Origin of the sequence: Acinetobacter sp. RF15B (assembly GCF_007558235.1) — a bacterium.
GTDB classification, from domain to species: Bacteria; Pseudomonadota; Gammaproteobacteria; order Pseudomonadales; family Moraxellaceae; genus Acinetobacter; species Acinetobacter lwoffii_C.
In genome coordinates, this window is sequence record NZ_VLSR01000004.1 from 214303 (window position 1) to 231223 (window position 16921).

The following is a 16921-nucleotide window of genomic DNA, read 5'->3' on the forward strand; positions in this document are numbered from 1 at the left end:
CACAATAAAACCGCTAATTTATGCCCAAAAATTTCAGATAGGGCTACAATAGCAGCCTAGTTTAATACTGATTGCTGAGATTTTTATGACCTATACGTTCAATCGTCCCGCATTTCCTGCAACTCGCATGCGTCGTATTCGTAAAAATGAGCATTTACGTTCTATGGTACGTGAAACGCATCTCAGTGCTGACCACCTGATTTATCCAGTCTTTGTACTGCCAGGACAAGACCAGACGCAAGACATTCCAAGTATGCCCAATGTGCAGCGCCTGTCTGCTGACTTGTTGCTAAAAAAAGCGGAACGCTTGCTGGAACTGGGTGTGAATAAACTGGCGCTGTTCCCAGTAACGCCGCAAGAAGATAAAAGCCTGCTTGCAGAAGCAGCCTGGCGTGAAGATGGGCTGGTACAAACCACCGTACGTCTGTTAAAAAAAGAATTGCCGGAACTGGTATTGATTACCGACGGCGCGCTGGACCCTTATACTACCCATGGTCAAGATGGCATCATTGATGAAACTGGCTATGTATTAAATGATGAAACAGTCGAGGCCCTGATTAAACAGGCTCTGAGTCATGCAGAAGCAGGCGCCGACATCGTAGCCCCGAGCGACATGATGGATGGTCGTATTGGCGCGATCCGTCAGGCTCTCGAACAACAAGGTCATATTTATACTGCTATTATGGCCTATTCAGCCAAATATGCGTCGAGCTTCTATGGCCCGTTCCGTGATGCAGTCGGTTCTGCCAGCAACCTGAAAGGCGGCAATAAATACAATTACCAGATGGATGTTGGCAACCGCGCTGAAGCCCTGCATGAAATTGCGCTGGATATTCAGGAAGGTGCAGACATGGTGATTGTCAAACCTGGCATGCCGTATCTGGATATCGTTCGTGAAGTCAAACACACCTTTGGTCTGCCGACCTTTATCTATCAGGTCAGTGGCGAATATGCCATGCTGGCCGCTGCAATCCAGAATGGCTGGTTATCTGACAGCGTGATTCTGGAATCTTTGATGTGCTGTCGTCGTGCCGGTGCAGATGGTATCTGGACTTATTTTGCTGAAGAAGCAGCTGTTAAACTGAAAGAGATGAAATAAACATAAGGACCCTGGCGCAATGCATATCGCCATTATCGGTGCGGGTATTACCGGATTAATGTCCGCACTGGAACTGCTGGAACAGGGATGTTCGATCACGATTTTGGATCAACAGGCCGCCGGACAGGCAGCGTCCTGGGCCGGAGGCGGCATTCTCTCCCCCATGTATCCCTGGCGTTACCCAAATGCCGTCAACACTCTGGCTCGCCATGCCAAACCGCTGTATCAGGCCTGGAATCAAAAACTGCAACCGACAAGCGGAATTGATTTTCAGATTCATAACACGGGCATGCTGATTTTTGATGAGTCCGATTTTGAAATCGGTTTACGTTATGCCGAGCAATATCAGGACCCGCAGCAGCAGGCGCAACTTCTCGATCAAAGGCAGCTCGGACAGATCAATCCCAGAGTAGATCAGACGAAGTTCAAACAGGCTCTTTATTTTCCTGAACTGGCCAATATCCGCAATCCCCGACTGCTAAAGTCGATCATCAGCTATTTGAGGCAGCATCCCCGTGTGATCTGGCAGGAACATTGTAAAATCAGCCAACTCGATATACAGCAAGGTCATGTTCAACAGATATCAAGCGAGAATGGACTGAGTTTTCAGGCAGATCAGTTTGTGATTGCAACCGGCGCATGGTCAGCTTACTGGTCGGAACAGCTCGGCTTTGACATTCCGGTACAGCCGGTACAGGGCCAGATGTTGCTATTTAAAACACCAGAGCACTGGCTGCCCAGCATGTGCATGCACAAGGTCATGTACCTGATCCCACGCCGTGATGGTCATGTGCTGTGCGGTTCCAGTATGCGTCAGGTGGGCTTTGATACCTCCCCTTCAACCGAAATCCGTCAGGATATTTTCGCTGCCTGTCTGGAGATGGTACCGGAGCTGGCTGATTTTCCGGTGGTGAAACAATGGGCCGGTTTAAGGCCCAGCTCACCCGATGGCATTCCCTATATTGGCAAAATGCCGCATCTGGACAATCTCTGGATCAATTTCGGTCAGTTCCGTAATGGCCTATGTATGGGCGCTGCGTCGGGGAAACTTCTGGCCCAGCTCATGCTGGAACAGCCGACTTTTGTTGATCCAGAGCCTTATAATCCGGCACAGCGTTTAGAAACGCAGGCTTTAGCGGTTTAACACTTCCAGTAGCGCCTCTTTCAGAGTCGGATAACTAAAAGTAAAACCAGCCTCCTGTAAAGCTTTAGGCTGAACATACTGTCCATTTAAAATCAGTTGGGATTGCTCGCCCAGCAGCATTTTCATGCTGCAAGCTGGTAACGGCAATAAAGGTTTACGCTTCAGCACCTGTGCTGCGATCCGGGCAAATTGAGCCTGACTGACTTTTTCTGGAGCCACCAAGTTAAAAATCTGGGGCTGAGTCGATTCCTGCATCAAAAATTCGATGGCCCGCATGACATCCTGAAGATGCACCCAGGTCACCGGCTGGCGGCCATGACCAATCCGGCCAAACAGATTAAGTTTGATGGGTAATAACATCTGCGGAAGAATTCCTCCACCCTTAGCAAACACCACACCTAGACGAATAATCTTGGTGTTCTGCTCAGGATAAGATAAGGCCAAACGCTCCCATTCGGCACATAGCTCGGACATAAAAATGTCTTGTGCCGGGCTGTGTTCTGTACACACCCTATCCCACTGCTCTTCAGAATCAATGCCATAGTAGCCCACAGCAGAGGCTGAAATAATCCGTTTGGGCTTGATCTGATATTTTTCCAGATGCTCAAAAAGCTGCCGGGTGGTCTTTAGACGACTATCCATCAGTTTCTTTTTACGGGCGGTGGTCCAGCGACCCTGACCAATACTTTCACCAGCCAGATTAATCACATAGTCAATCTGCTGGTTTTTTAATTCATCCAGATCATGAACCCAGTGAAAATCCGGGTGGGCGTTGCGCAAGTTTTTCTGTCGGGTCAGACCGATCACCGCATAATCCCGTACCAGTAAAAATCTTACCAGATGGCTGCCAATAAAACCGCTGGCACCTGTCATCAATACGACTGGTTTATACATACCGATTCTGCACTATTCTTCTTGTCATGATTCAGAGTATACGCTGCTCACCTATCAAAATGTCGAGTATAAAAATATTGATCAGTAAATGAAAAATCAGGCCATCCAGAACATGTCTGCTGTTACTCTTTGGCTCATTTTATTTATTAAATAAAGATTTGCGCTAAAACCATCTGAATATTTAAAATAGCCCGCGGTCTGGTTGATAGTTGCGTTAGTTTATAGATTTAATTTTACTAACCCTTTAAACATCCTGGTTTAGCAAGATAAGAGTTGCAGAAGCTTATATTTACCTTAGATAACCTCATTATTCATAAAATTCTGCAAATGGCTGTGTATAGCCAAGATCCAAATTTTGAGAGAGCCAAAGTCTTTTATCTATACACGACGTCCTGTCATGCTGAGTAATCTGTGACCTCCGTGTCCACTCACATATTTAAGGTTTTCTTGCACATAACGGTTGAATGGCAACTATAAACCAGAAATTTTAGCTGCCATACGCTGTGCCTGTTTGCCATAAAACCAGTAGGTCAGCAAATAAAGTGGAATGGCGATCAGAAGGAACATAATCACGACAATGCTGACAAATTGCGGCTGTTGCAAATACAGCAAAAAATCCTGCCAGGCATTCGGATTGGAACGCGTCGCAATCACAATCCCCAAAATTAAAAACGCCAGATTATAGCCCCAGTAAATCAGACTGAAGCCCAAGCTAAATTTTTTACGTTCGGTTGCAGAGGGCGCACGGCGCTGCTGTTTTAAAAATTTGAACAGAACCCAGATCATCGCCACCAGATAAGGCACAATGGTCAAGATGGCGCCCATGCCGGTTGGCATCAAGGCTGCCAGCACACCGCAAATACAGGTAAAGACAAAGCACAGGAAGAAAAACCAGAGAAAATAGCGAGTTAGCGGCACCATTAGAAGAACCCAAAGACGATTAACAAGCTAGTATAAAAAAAATTAAGTTTTTTTTCATTTTATTGTCAACCTCAGCCAAGATCATGACGTTATATAGGGTACAAGGTTCGAAAATTTGGACTGGCATCCACAAGTTTTCGTTCACTTCGCTAAAGCAATAAGTTCAGTGTAGGTGGAAATTTTGAACAGCAGCCAAAATTTTCATCTGCACAATTTTTGACCGACGATTTCACTATCACTCGAATCGTCGGTTTTTATTGTTTAGGCGCTGCATTTTGTCACTCTGACCAGATGAATCAGGGACTGTTTTATAAGAGCTAACATAAGGATCAGTCCTTATTTTTCAAGTCTGCTTTGCCTAGTTTGTATAAAAACCGCTCTAAAAGGGTAAATTTTTCAAACCGGCCTCCCCCAATGAATGAAAGTAAAAACAACCTGAAGCTGAATAAAGATGAGACCCGGCCTATACTTAAAAGCTGTCTCAACGATGGCAGGCAAACTCAGCAGGCTCTACGACCAAGTTCAACGGCTTACAAGCAAACAAGAAAGTATTTTTCAAGTAGACTTTTACTGGCGCTTTTTTCTATAGTAGGAAGGCAAAAATAAAGGTTGGTATACATGGCAGTTCATTTTCTTCATACTTCTGATTGGCATTTGGGGCAATTCTTCCATAACCATGACCGTGAATTTGAACATACGCAATTTCTGACCTGGCTACTTGAACAAATCAAGATCAAACAGCCGCATGCCCTGCTGATTGCCGGGGATATTTTTGATGTCATCAATCCGGCTTCAAGTGCACAACGACAGCTGTATCAGTTTCTTGCTGATGCGCATGAGCTGGCACCCCATATGCAAACCCTGATGATTGCCGGTAACCATGATTCAGGTTACCGGATTGAACAGGTACAGCCTTTACTGACCAAATTTAATGCCAAAGCGGTGGGGATTGTCGGCCGAACCTCGACCAATCAGCTTGATCTGGACCGTCTGCTGGTGCCAATTTATGACCAGAACCGAACGATTGTGGCCTGGTGTCTGACCTTGCCCTATTTACGCAGCGCTGAAATTACCGGAATTAACGAGCACACTCATAACAGTCAGAATGCCATTAGTTATCTGCATCAACAGCTGATCGCAGAAGCCAAAGCACGTAAGGCGCCCCATCAGGCACTGATTTTAATGTCACATGCGCATATGCAAGGTGGTGAAACCTCAGATTCTGAACGCCCGATTATAGTGGGCAATGAAGAAGCGCTTTCAACGGCGCTGTTTGATGAAGTTATCGACTATGTAGCACTTGGTCATCTGCATAAGCCGCAAAAAGTAGGCCAAGCGCATATCCGTTATAGTGGCTCACCGATTCCCCTGTCTTTTAGTGAAATTCACTATTCGCATCAGGTGGTTGAGGTCAAAATTGATCCCGAGCAAAAGGCTGAACAGCGCTTTCAGTTTGCAGCCCTGCAAGTACCGCGTACGGTAGAACTGTTTAGAATCCGGGAAAATCTGGACAATCTGATGAATAAAATCCAGGCGCTACCTGCGGGTGAAATTGAACATCTCGCTGCCCGGCATTTTCTGGAAATTGAATACACAACCGATGCTCCGCCGCCAGTCGATTTACGTCAGCAGATTGAACAGGCGCTGCCAGTCAATCGTTATCGTCTGCTCAGGATCAGCCGGGTTTATCAGCGTCAGGCAGAAGATCCGGCGGATAGTTCCAAAATTGATCTGGCGCCTCCAACGCCGGAATCACTATTTTTTAATATCTGGGAAAAAATGGGCTATCGTCAGGACCCTTCGGTACAGCAGGATTTTCAGCAGCTGCTGGTCGAAGCTCAGCATGAACTTGCCCAAAAACAACAAGCTTAGGATCAGCCATGAAAATTATCCGTCTGAGCCTGAATAATCTGGCATCGCTGGCTGGCACTCATCATATTGATTTTGAATCCAGCCCGCTGGCTTATGCTGGCCTGATTGCCATTACCGGAAAAACCGGCTCCGGCAAGTCCACCTTGCTCGATGCCATGTGTCTGGCACTATATAACGAAATTCCGCGTCTGAAAGGTGCAACCGGTAGCCTGAAAGATGCGGGCGGCCAGGATGTCTCCATCAAGGACACCAAGAATATTCTGCGCCGTGGCTGCGTACAGGGTTTTGCCGAGCTTGAATTTATCGCTTTGGATCAGAAACGCTATACGGCACGCTGGGAAATCCGTCGTGCCCGGCAGAAAGTCGATGGTAATTTAAAAGTAGAACGGGCCATTACCTGTCTGGATGATCAGCGGGTGTTAAACCAGAAAATTTCGGAATGCACCCCACTGATTGAAAAACTGGTGGGCTTGAGTTTTGAGCAGTTTACCCGTGCGGTTCTGCTGGCTCAGTCTGAAGTCGGTGCCTTTTTAAAAGCCAAGGATAATGAGCGTGCCGATTTACTGGAATATCTGACCAACTCACAGATTTTCAGTCTGGTCAGCCAAAAAGCATTTGAAAAACATAGTGAAGTTAAACAGAAACGGGCTGATCTAGAAAAACAGATTGGCTATCTGGAGCTATTATCCGAAACAGATATTGCCACCTTAGAGCAGCAACATACTGCCTTAAAACAGGTGATTGAGCATTTTAACCAGAGTGAAAAAGTGCTGGACAATGATCTAAAATGGCATCGTCAGCAGCATTATTTATATACTGAAATTCAGGCCAAAAAAGAAATTTATATGGTTCAGCTGGATGCTGAGCAGAAGATGGCACCACAACAACAGCTGCTGGAACAGCTGGACCAGTTTCAGCAGATCCGGGAACAATTTGTCCAGCAACAACAGCTCCACAATCAGCGTAGCCATTTTCTGGCCGAGCAGCACAGTGTCGTTGTCGAGTTTTCAGCGATTCAGCAGCAACGTGACACTCAGCAGCAGAAGCTACTTCAATTGCAGCAACAGCAACAACAGCAGCAGCAAGAATTTCAAAAGATCAAACCCTATCTGGATCAGGGATTAAAACTGGATCATGAGCTACAGTCAGTGGGTGAGCAGTATAAACAGCTTACAGCAGAGCAACAAACTTATAAAGCCCAGCAGATTCAGCCTGTACAGGAGCAGATCCGCCAGACCGAACAACGGTTACAACAGCTTCAGCTGCAATCTCAGCAGATTCAGGCACAACTCGAACAACAGGAGTTTTTAGCGGCTTTTGATCATGAGCCGCAGGCCACCCTGCAACGTTTGCAGGAATATCAGGCACTGCGTGAAAAATTTATGCAGCAGTCTCCGGCAGTTTTTCAAGCGGGCCCCGCTGAACTGCAACAGCAGCAACAGCGCTTAGCTGAAAATTTGCAAGAATTCACGCAGCGCTATACCGATCTGGAGCAGCTCGAACAGCAATTACAGCAATTGCAAAGCCAGCAACAGCAAGCCAGCATCCAACAGTTAAAACTGGAAAGCCTGATCCAGGCTGCCCAGAAAATGGCTGGACTTGAGGCTGAAAGCCAGCAACTGAATAGCCAATTACAGCAGCATCAAAATACCTTAAAGCAACTCACCACGGAACTGCTTCAATTACAACAACAGCGCCAAGAAGCTGAACAGTCCTTTGAACAACTGCAACAGATGCTCGCGCAGCAACGCCTGTTACAGGCCCAGAGCGTGCAGGAATTGCGCACCCAGCTAAGACCTGATGAAGCCTGTATGGTCTGCGGCAGTCATGAACACCCTTTTGTGCAGCATCAGGAGTTACTGGAAAATGCCTTGCAGCAGCTGCATGATCAACAGCTTCAGGAAGCCCAAGAAAAGTTGCAGCAACAGACTCATGCATGGCAGCAGGCACAGATCCAGCAATCTCAATTACATACCTTGATTGAGCAACAACAGCAGCGCAATCAACAGCTCACCACCACACTGGCACAGCAAAAATTCCAGCTTCATGAAGAGATGCAACACTTTGGCTGGCAAGTGAATGCAAACCAGAATACCGAGCAGCTACAACAGCAGCTTGGCCAGCATGCGATTCATCTTCAGCAAGAACAACAGCAGCTTGCACAACAGCTCCAGACTCAGCAAGGTGACTGGAAACGCTGGCGTCAGCAGCAGCAACAACTGGATCAGCTGCGTTTGAGCATGCAACAGTATCTCCAGCTAGAACAGATGATTCAGCCCGTGCTGGCCCATTTGCCCGAGTCCCTGCAAAATGCCTGGGTCAAGGATACTGGCTCGAGCTGTCAGCAGCTGTCTCAGCAACTGCAACAGCGCCAGCAGCAATGCCAAGAGTTTAAAACCCTAGAAACCCACATTCAAAACCTCAATCAGCAACTTGAAAAAGCACGTGATCAGTTGATTCTGCATCAGCATCATGATGGGCAGTTGCAACAAAAGCTGGATAAGGCGCTTCACCAGGGTAAAGCATTACGTGAACAGCTGAATAGCCTGACTCTCAGTCATGCCGGACAAAGCTATCGCACGGCACAGGAATGGCGTGACCATCTGGAACAGCAGCAACACATACTGGATGAGCAGCTACGGGCACAACAGCTTACTGCCCAGCAACATGAGCAGCGCTTGCAACAGGCTGAATTGAAAAAGCAAAGTATCAGCACCCAGATTCAGCAACTGCAGCAGCAGATTGAACAATGTCAGCAGGCGATTCAACACTGGCAAAGTCGGCATCCTGATTTTAATCATGAGCATATCCAGCAGTGCCTAAATATTGATCTGCAACAGCACCAGCAAATCCGCCAGCAATTACAGCTACAGCATCAGACTGTAGAAAATGCCAAAACGGCCTGGCAGATTCTGGAAGAACAATATCAGCATCATCTGAAATCCAAGCCTGAACTGAGCTTTGAAGAAGTTGAACTACACTTAAATAAACTGGCTCAGGAAAAGGCTGAACAACAAAATGCCTTTAATGAAGTCGATACCAAGCTAAGGATTCATGCCAATAATCAGGTGACCTTGCAAAGACACCAGCATCAGATTGAACAGGTCAAAGCTGAAGAATACCGCTGGGGTCGGATCTATGACCTGATCGGACACAAGGAAGGCAGCAAATTCCAGAAAATTGCCCAGGAGCATCATCTGGATATATTGGTGGAATACGCTAACCAGCAGTTACAGCCGCTGGCACCGCGTTATCAGCTGTACCGGATTCCGGACAGTTTAAGTCTGGCCATTATTGATCTGGACATGAACAGCGAAGTGCGTCCGGTGCTCTCTTTATCCGGGGGGGAAACTTTCCTGGTTTCACTGGCGCTGGCTTTGGCGATTGCCAATATGGCCTCCGGCTCGATGAAACTGGAATCCCTGTTTATTGATGAAGGCTTTGGTACGCTGGATCCGGCCTCCTTGCACATGGTAATGAATGCTCTGGATAATTTGCAGAGTCAGGGCCGTAAAGTGGTACTGATTTCGCATGTGCAGGAAATGCATGAACGCATTCCGGTACAGATTCAGGTCAAACCGGTCGGTGCCGGTGCCAGTACAATCGAGATTATAGGTTAAAGATGCCCCATCCGCCGAACCAGCTCTCGCCCTATTTCAGCTTACAGCTAGAGAGCTTGCGAGGCATCAGTGCGATAATAGTCCTATTTAGTCACTGCTTTCAGGCCTTTATCGCCCCTTTTGATCTCAGCCTGTATTCATGGGTGCGTCTGCTGGGTCAGGCCGCAGTCATGATCTTTTTTGTACTGAGTGGCTATTTGATCGGAACTTCCATCCAGAACCATTCCCGACGCTATGGACAGTTTAATGTACGGCATTATGCGCGGCAGCGTTGTCGCCGGATTTTACCACCTTTTCTGTTTGCTTCTGCTTTAAGCTTGGTTTTATATATGCTGGCGCCTTGGTTTTTTGCTTCACAAAGCCATCATTTTCAGAACAGTTTTGGCATGATGATCCGGACTGACTATGACATTACAGCCCCGGACTTTATTGCTTCGCTGCTGTTTCTGAATGGCTTTATTGGTCCCACCATATCTGCCAATGCACCCCTCTGGAGTCTGAGTTTTGAAGTCTGGTTCTATGTACTGGCCGGATTTCTGCCTTTTCTGAAAGACTCTGAACTCGCCAAAATCGGCTTTCTGCTTCTGTTCACTACGCTGTCGGCGCTGAATATCCAGTTTTTGTTTTATTTTCTGCTCTGGCTGACAGCGTTCGCCAGTGCGCGCCGTCATCTCCAGCTCCATTTTTTAGACCGCTTACAAGCCATTAAATCCGCCCTGTTAGCTGTAGCCTTCATCATTGCCTGTCTGGATGCCTATCAATTTCAGGTGATTGAACAAACAAGATTTTACACCACGCATTATTTTGTGCCTTTTAATATTTGCATCGGACTGGCCTTTGTCTGCTGGCTGGTGCAGCTACAACAGCAGCAGAGCTGCTATCATCCGGTCTGGGTGCAGTCTGCAAATTTTTCTTATACGCTCTATGTCACCCATTTTCCATTACTGTTATTTATTTTAGGGGCTGTGCCTGCAACGCTGGCCTATGGTCTCGGTGGTGCTGTATTAGCCCTGCTCGGCAGTATGTGTGGCTTAATCCTCTTTGCCTGGCTCATGGCCAAATGGCTTGAACCACAAAGAAACCAAGCGTTATCCAATACCCTGCAATAACGCTTTTTTTTGCCCAAAGAATCTGACCGGCTTTATTCAGCCTTTTTAGGACGCGCACCAAACAGCGCTGTTCCGACACGAACCATGGTAGAGCCAGCTGCAATCGCTTCGGTCATATCGGCAGACATGCCCATACTCAAAGTATCCCAGTCCTCAGGATGGGCATGCTGAGCCTTTACCGCATCAAATAAGGCTTTGGCATCTGCAAAGGCCCGGGTATTTTCAGGAGCAGGAATCACCATCAGGCCGCGTAAGCGTATATTCGGCAATAGGCTGATCTGCCTCACCAGTTCGCTAAGTTGTTCAGGCTGACAACCATCCTTACTGTCCTGTCCGTCAATATTCACTTGTAGACAAATATTCAGTGCCGCTTGAGAATCGCGACGCTGATTGGATAAACGCTCGGCAATAATCAGACGATCCACCCCATGCACCCAAGCAAAATGTTCTGCTAGAGGCCGGGTTTTATTACGCTGTACATGTCCAATAAAATGCCACTCAATGTCCAGCGCGTGTAGAGCCGTGATTTTTTCCAGTGCTTCTTGCAGATAGTTTTCACCAAAGGCCTGCTGTCCGGCCTCATACATCTGCGCCAGGATAGCGCTTGGCTGAGTTTTGGAGACCGCCAAGAGTTGTACCGAATCCGGTTCACGTCCGGCCTGGGTACATGCGCTCTGAATCTGAGCTAAAACCTGATTTCGTGACTGTTGCAGCATATTCATTGATGAGGTTCTCATTTTGTCCTGATTTTTTTCCCTTGCTCGCCAACTAAGGGTTGGTTAAGCTGACGGAAAGCCTTATTATTCTAGCAAAATAAATAATATTTTAATGAAATTGGGGACCTGATGGATATCACAGAACTGTTAGCCTTTTCTGCTAAAAATGGTGCGTCGGATTTACACTTATCTGCCGGCTTGCCGCCGATGATCCGTGTAGATGGTGAAGTACGTCGTATTAACCTGCCTGCACTGGAACACAAGGAAGTACACAAGCTGGTTTATGACATCATGAACGATAAGCAGCGCCGTGATTATGAAGAAAACCTGGAAACTGACTTTTCTTTTGAAGTTCCAGGTGTGGCCCGTTTCCGTGTCAACGCCTTTAACCAGAACCGTGGCGCTGGTGCGGTATTTCGTACCATTCCTTCAAAAGTCCTGACCCTTGAAGATTTAGGCATGGGCCAGATTTTTAAAGATATCAGTGAATATCCACGTGGCCTGGTACTGGTCACCGGACCCACCGGCTCAGGTAAATCAACCACCCTTGCCGCCATGCTCGATTATATCAATGATAACCGTTATGACCATATTCTGACTGTTGAAGACCCCATTGAGTTTGTACACCAGTCGAAAAAATGTCTGGTCAACCAGCGTGAAGTCCACCGTGATACGCACGGCTTTAATGAAGCACTGCGTTCAGCACTACGTGAAGACCCGGATATTATTCTGGTCGGTGAGATGCGTGACCTTGAAACCATCCGCCTGGCCTTAACCGCGGCAGAAACCGGTCACCTGGTCTTTGGTACCCTGCATACCACCTCCGCAGCCAAAACGATTGACCGTGTGATTGACGTCTTCCCGGCCGAGGAAAAAGACATGGTACGTGCCATGCTATCAGAGTCTTTACAGGCCGTTGTTTCACAAACCCTGCTCAAAAAAAATGGTGGCGGTCGTGTGGCAGCGCATGAAATCATGATCGGTATTCCAGCGATCCGTAACCTGATCCGTGAAAATAAGATTGCGCAAATGTACTCTGCGATTCAAACAGGTGCCAACTATGGAATGACCACACTGGATCAAAGCCTAAAAACCCTGGTTTCCAAAGGAATCATCAGCCCGCAAGTAGCGCGTACAGCAGCCAAACAGCCTGAATCATTCTTATAAAAAACAGTTCATTATATTGGGGGCTTGAGCATGGACTTTAATGGCTTACTGAATTATATGGTAGAGAAAAAGGCCTCGGATCTGTTTATTACAGCCGATGTCGAACCTTCCATCAAAATTAATGGCCAGATTGTACCGATTGGTTCGGTAAAATTACCAGGGGCTGCGGTGGGGCAACTTTTAAACTCCATCATGACTGAAAAACAGCGTAAAGAGTTTGCAGAAACCCGTGAATGTAACTTTGCGATCAGCAATCCGGACAAGACTGCGCGCTTTCGTGTCAGCGCTTTTCAGCAACGCGATCAGCCGGGCATGGTCCTGCGCCGGATTGAAACCGTAATTCCCACCATGGACCAACTGAAGTTGCCACCGATTCTTAAAGAACTGGCAATGACCAAACGTGGCATCATCATTTTTGTAGGGGCCACTGGTACAGGTAAATCGACCTCACTGGCCTCGCTAATTGGCTACCGCAATGAAAATTCCAAGGGCCATATCATTACCATTGAAGATCCGATCGAATTCGTCCATCAGCATAAGGGGTGTATCATCACCCAGCGTGAAGTCGGGATTGATACAGACTCCTTTGAAATCGCCCTGAAAAACACCCTGCGTCAGGCACCAGATGTGATCCTGATTGGTGAGATTCGTTCCCGTGAAACCATGGACTATGCAATTGCCTTTGCCGAAACCGGCCATCTGGTCTTTGCGACCCTGCACGCCAACAATGCCAACCAGGCCATTGACCGGATTATCCACTTCTTTGAAGCAGACCGTCATAGCCAGCTGTTTATGGATCTATCCTTAAACATGAAGGCCATCGTGGCGCAGCAGCTGATTCCAACAGTGGATGGAAATGGTCGTCGGGCAGCCATCGAACTTCTGATTAACTCGCCTCTGGTGGCAGACCTAATCCGTAAAGGTGATGTGCATGAGATCAAGGACCTGATGAAACGCTCGCGCGAGCTGGGCATGCAAACCTTTGACCAGGCACTTTATGATTTATATAAAGCCAAACAGATCAGCTATAAAGATGCCCTAAAACATGCGGATTCACCAAACGACCTGCGTCTGCAAATTAAGCTGTCTGAAGAAGGCGGCGAGCATTTATTGCGTGCCAATTCCAATATCACCTTTGATGGTCAGAGCTGATCATTTAAGAGCCATAAAAAAACAGGCTTCTTATGAAGCCTGTTTTTCTTATTTTAAGCTGAACCGGGATTATTTTTTACGGTAAGCTTCCTGACATTCAGAGGCATCACAATAACCGTATAAATTAAGCGAGTGACCGGTTAGCTCGAAGCCGAACTCCTGAGCCACGTCATGCTGCTCTTTTTCAATGGTATCATTAATAAATTCAACAACTTTGCTACAATTCACACAGACCAGATGGTCGTGATGGTCTTCCTGCATAATTTCAAAAACGGAATGATTGTTTTCAAAATTATGACGTTCAATAATTCCCGCGGCTTCAAATTGCGTTAACACACGATACACAGTTGCAAGACCGACATCTTCTCCCTGTTCGAGTAAAGTCTTGTAAATATCTTCCGCACTAAGATGATGCTGTTTAGAGTTTTCTAATAATTCTAATATTTTAATTCGTGGAAGGGTGACTTTCAGTCCAGCTTTTCGTAAATCTTGGTTTGAAATAGGCATGTAAAAAGGTCTCTCAACAAAATCAAAGTTGGAATATAGGCAACAAAGTTTAGATGCAGTATGATCTATCCTTGGATCAAATGCATCATAATTAATTGGGATAGTGTAGCAAAATGCAAAAACTCATGTTGACGTTATTCGTCACCTCACTGCTGGTCGGCTGTTCGGCATTAGGTGTCTACAAAGTAGATATACCGCAGGGTACTCCTCTCACTCAAGCGCAGGCTTCCAAAATCCAGGTGGGAATGAATCACCAACAGGTACGTTTCTTGCTCGGCAGCCCAACGGTGACAGATCCAATGAATCCTTTACGCTGGGACTACATCTACAACTATACCCCGGGAACATATGCCAAAAAGGCCAAGATCCCAGCCGCCCAAGGCCAGCATTTAAAAATCTACTTTAATGAATCTGGCGTGGTGCAGCGGATTGAAGGTCTGGAAACAATTCCAGCATCTCAACCCGGTTTACCAGGTTCTAAAGAAGCAATTTTAAACGCACCTCCACTATAGTCGGTTTTTCATAAAAAAGCCCCTGAATTCTCAGGGGTTTTCTGATTAACTCAATTGATCTATCAAATTACCAGCAAATACACCGAATCAGTCGTCAGTTCCTAGGAAGATGTCTTGAGTTGCTTAAAACGGTTTCCCTTGGCATAACGGCCCACCGGATTTTTCTCTGCACGTTTACGGCGTATATCTTGGGGATTAATGGTCAATACACGATAAATTTCTACACGATCCCCAGCAGCCAATGGCTGCTGCTGATTCTGCAAGCGCATTCCAAAAATTCCTAATACCAGCGGCTCAGGCAAAGTAGCCTGCTGTGCAATTCCACTTTGCTGAACAGCATCCAGCGCAGTCATTCCAGCCTGAAAAGGCAATGCAATATGAAACTGCTGTTCCGGGGCGGCATAAGCCACCCAGACCATGCCCTTACTCATCACACCCACTGCCCGATCACAGCCAGCAATGCAATGATGATAGAAAGCGGCAGGACGACACGCACCGCAATACGCCAGATATTATAAAAGGCTTCATTGCTGAAATTCATAGACTTACGTAAATGACTAATCTTCATGATCCAGCCCGCAAAAATGGCATAGACCAGACAGATGAGCAGTCCCCAGATAATTAACAAGCCATTAAACACCGGAGCTGTATTTGGAATAAGCCAGATCAGAGTCGCTACACTTAGAATCAGCCATTGCATGGCGATATTTAGCTGACGTTGTTGCAACTGCTCACGTGCCATTTGCAGTATAAATGCGGCAGCAGCCACAATTGCTGCGCACAAGGTCAAAGCTGAAATTTGTGCCTTAACAGCAAAGAAAGCAAAGGCCACCACGGCCAGCAATTGCGCGATCCAGATTGGCAGTACAGTTTTAGTTGCAACAGATTGCTCTTTTACACTTGCAAGGCTGGACTGCCAGTACAGTCCCATTCCCAGACCACTTGCCACCAAAGCCAGTACCGTTGCATTGCCCCACTCTGAAAATTCAATTGGGGTGATTTGCCAGGCAGGTAGTGCCGTTCCCTGTATATGGGCAAAGGCCAGCGAAGCCAATACCCCGACGGTACTCAGCAGCAGTAAAATTTGACGGGGAAGCAAAGAGAGCGCCAACGCGAATACGGCAAGGCCTGCAAACAGTATTTGCGGCACAACGTTAATCGCCGCAACGCTGAGTAAACCACTAGCGTTATTAAGTATGGCACCGGCTAAAAATGGAATAAAAATCACGCCAAGCCAGCCAACAATACGCCATTTTTGTGATGCATCCGCTTCCCGGGTCAAACTTGACAGCGCTTGCACGGCGGTGGTTTTAGAGCGTTTGGCTAAGGCAATTTCCAAATAGCAAACGGGAAGCGCCAGAATCAGCATGGTGCCTAACCAGAGCATCCAGAAATCCAGCTGACGATCAGTCTGTATACCTGTTATCGGTGCGAGCGTCGCGATGATAATAAACGATAAACAGAAAGCCATCAGCGGTGATAACCATTTTGACATAGCTTTGTCCTGCATGATGCATTCCTATAAAAACCTAGCGCTATTTTGCCTTGTGAGGCCATGAAAATCAAAAACAAAAAAGCAAATCACCAAGACAGTGATTTGCTGCGCGAACTTATTATTAGAATTTTAATTTTTTTTATCTCAATCTATGCGGAGTTCTTCCAGATTATGAGAAGAAACGGGCAAACCAGTTTTTACCTTTTTTCTTTTCTTTCTCTTTCAGAATCCCGATCATATTTTCTTTGACTGCCCCCACATAATCGGCATCATCATGCTGAATATGGTTAATCAGCCATTTAGATAATACTTCATGCAATTCCGCTTCAATCGAATGCCCCATTTCAAAACGGTCACGATAAGATTCGATTTTTTTAATAAACAGGTCATGTACACGTTTATGCGGTACACGATATTTATAACCTGCTTCTTCTTGCAGAGATTCTTCGAAAGTAAAATGTGATTGGGTATAATCAATAATATTTTCCAGAACCTGTTTAATCCGATCACGATCACTATCGGCATCTAGGTCATCAATCTCATTGATATAATCAAGAATGCGTCTATGCTGATCGTCAATCACATCGATACCAGTATTATAATCTGGAATCCATTTCATTTTCATTACGACCACCTATTCATATTAAGGATTTATCACATGAATACAATCATATAGGGAATACCTATAAATAAAAATCAAGTAAATTAGTCGG

General features: G+C 46.4%; 15 protein-coding genes. 8 read left to right on the top strand and 7 right to left on the bottom strand.

What is annotated here, in order from left to right:
• Nucleotides 1–85: 85 nt before the first annotated feature.
• Both hemB and E2K74_RS04745 read left to right on the top strand, forming a co-directional pair.
• Complete coding sequence (gene hemB, locus E2K74_RS04740) at nt 86–1099, top strand: porphobilinogen synthase (protein ID WP_151206564.1); 1014 nt, start codon at nt 86–88, stop codon at nt 1097–1099.
• A gap of 19 nt (nt 1100–1118) precedes the next feature.
• Entirely contained in the window at nt 1119–2243 is a 1125-nt protein-coding gene (locus E2K74_RS04745) for an NAD(P)/FAD-dependent oxidoreductase (protein ID WP_151206566.1), read from the top strand.
• On the opposite strand, the gene E2K74_RS04750 is transcribed toward E2K74_RS04745, so the two are convergent.
• Both E2K74_RS04750 and E2K74_RS04755 read right to left on the bottom strand, forming a co-directional pair.
• Nucleotides 2232–3137 carry a TIGR01777 family oxidoreductase gene (locus E2K74_RS04750; protein ID WP_151206568.1) on the bottom strand — a complete coding sequence of 302 codons (906 nt, stop codon included), beginning with the start codon at nt 3135–3137 and terminating at the stop codon, nt 2232–2234. The two genes, E2K74_RS04745 and E2K74_RS04750, sit on opposite strands and share 12 nt — an antisense overlap.
• Nucleotides 3138–3608: 471 nt before the next feature.
• Entirely contained in the window at nt 3609–4058 is a 450-nt protein-coding gene (locus E2K74_RS04755) for an ABZJ_00895 family protein (RefSeq protein ID WP_151203753.1), read from the bottom strand.
• Nucleotides 4059–4676: 618 nt separating this feature from the next.
• Here E2K74_RS04755 and E2K74_RS04760 point away from each other — a divergent pair.
• Genes E2K74_RS04760 through E2K74_RS04770 form a run of 3 tightly spaced genes read left to right on the top strand, consistent with a single transcriptional unit; the run spans nt 4677 to nt 10659 of the window.
• Nucleotides 4677–5930, top strand: coding sequence for an exonuclease SbcCD subunit D C-terminal domain-containing protein (locus tag E2K74_RS04760; protein ID WP_151203751.1), 1254 nt, complete (start codon nt 4677–4679; stop codon nt 5928–5930).
• Nucleotides 5931–5938: 8 nt separating this feature from the next.
• Complete coding sequence (locus E2K74_RS04765) at nt 5939–9550, top strand: AAA family ATPase (RefSeq protein ID WP_151206570.1); 3612 nt, start codon at nt 5939–5941, stop codon at nt 9548–9550.
• 2 nt (nt 9551–9552) lie between these two features.
• On the top strand, nt 9553–10659 hold the full coding sequence (locus tag E2K74_RS04770) for an acyltransferase family protein (protein WP_151206572.1): 1107 nt from the start codon (nt 9553–9555) through the stop codon (nt 10657–10659).
• Nucleotides 10660–10691: 32 nt separating this feature from the next.
• Here the strand turns inward: E2K74_RS04770 and E2K74_RS04775 are convergent, their stop codons facing one another.
• Nucleotides 10692–11381: a YggS family pyridoxal phosphate-dependent enzyme gene (locus E2K74_RS04775; protein ID WP_151206574.1), complete on the bottom strand. Its 690-nt coding sequence runs from the start codon at nt 11379–11381 to the stop codon at nt 10692–10694.
• Between the two features lie 123 nt (nt 11382–11504).
• On the opposite strand from E2K74_RS04775, the gene E2K74_RS04780 reads away from it, so the two are divergent.
• The gene (locus E2K74_RS04780; protein ID WP_151203744.1) at nt 11505–12542 is read left to right on the top strand and encodes a type IV pilus twitching motility protein PilT; all 1038 of its coding nucleotides are present in this window, start codon (nt 11505–11507) and stop codon (nt 12540–12542) included.
• Nucleotides 12543–12572: 30 nt separating this feature from the next.
• Nucleotides 12573–13694 (top strand): PilT/PilU family type 4a pilus ATPase, encoded by a 1122-nt coding sequence (locus E2K74_RS04785; protein ID WP_151203742.1) that lies wholly within the window; start codon nt 12573–12575, stop codon nt 13692–13694.
• Nucleotides 13695–13763: 69 nt separating this feature from the next.
• On the opposite strand, the gene fur is transcribed toward E2K74_RS04785, so the two are convergent.
• Nucleotides 13764–14201 (bottom strand): ferric iron uptake transcriptional regulator, encoded by a 438-nt coding sequence (gene fur, locus E2K74_RS04790; protein ID WP_151206576.1) that lies wholly within the window; start codon nt 14199–14201, stop codon nt 13764–13766.
• A 113-nt stretch (nt 14202–14314) separates the two neighbouring features.
• Here fur and E2K74_RS04795 point away from each other — a divergent pair, with 113 nt between their 5' ends.
• A complete protein-coding gene (locus E2K74_RS04795) occupies nt 14315–14713 on the top strand; it encodes an outer membrane protein assembly factor BamE (RefSeq protein WP_151203738.1) in 399 nt (132 codons plus the stop codon).
• Nucleotides 14714–14814: 101 nt separating this feature from the next.
• Here E2K74_RS04795 and E2K74_RS04800 read toward each other — a convergent pair whose 3' ends face one another.
• The 3 genes from E2K74_RS04800 to E2K74_RS04810 form a co-directional block, all read right to left on the bottom strand.
• Nucleotides 14815–15144 carry an RnfH family protein gene (locus E2K74_RS04800; protein ID WP_151203736.1) on the bottom strand — a complete coding sequence of 110 codons (330 nt, stop codon included), beginning with the start codon at nt 15142–15144 and terminating at the stop codon, nt 14815–14817.
• A complete protein-coding gene (locus tag E2K74_RS04805) occupies nt 15144–16223 on the bottom strand; it encodes a hypothetical protein (protein WP_151203734.1) in 1080 nt (359 codons plus the stop codon). The genes E2K74_RS04800 and E2K74_RS04805 overlap by 1 nt, the downstream gene beginning before the upstream one ends.
• 154 nt (nt 16224–16377) lie before the next feature.
• On the bottom strand, nt 16378–16833 hold the full coding sequence (locus E2K74_RS04810; RefSeq protein ID WP_151203732.1) for a bacteriohemerythrin: 456 nt from the start codon (nt 16831–16833) through the stop codon (nt 16378–16380).
• Between the last annotated feature and the right edge of the window lie 88 nt (nt 16834–16921).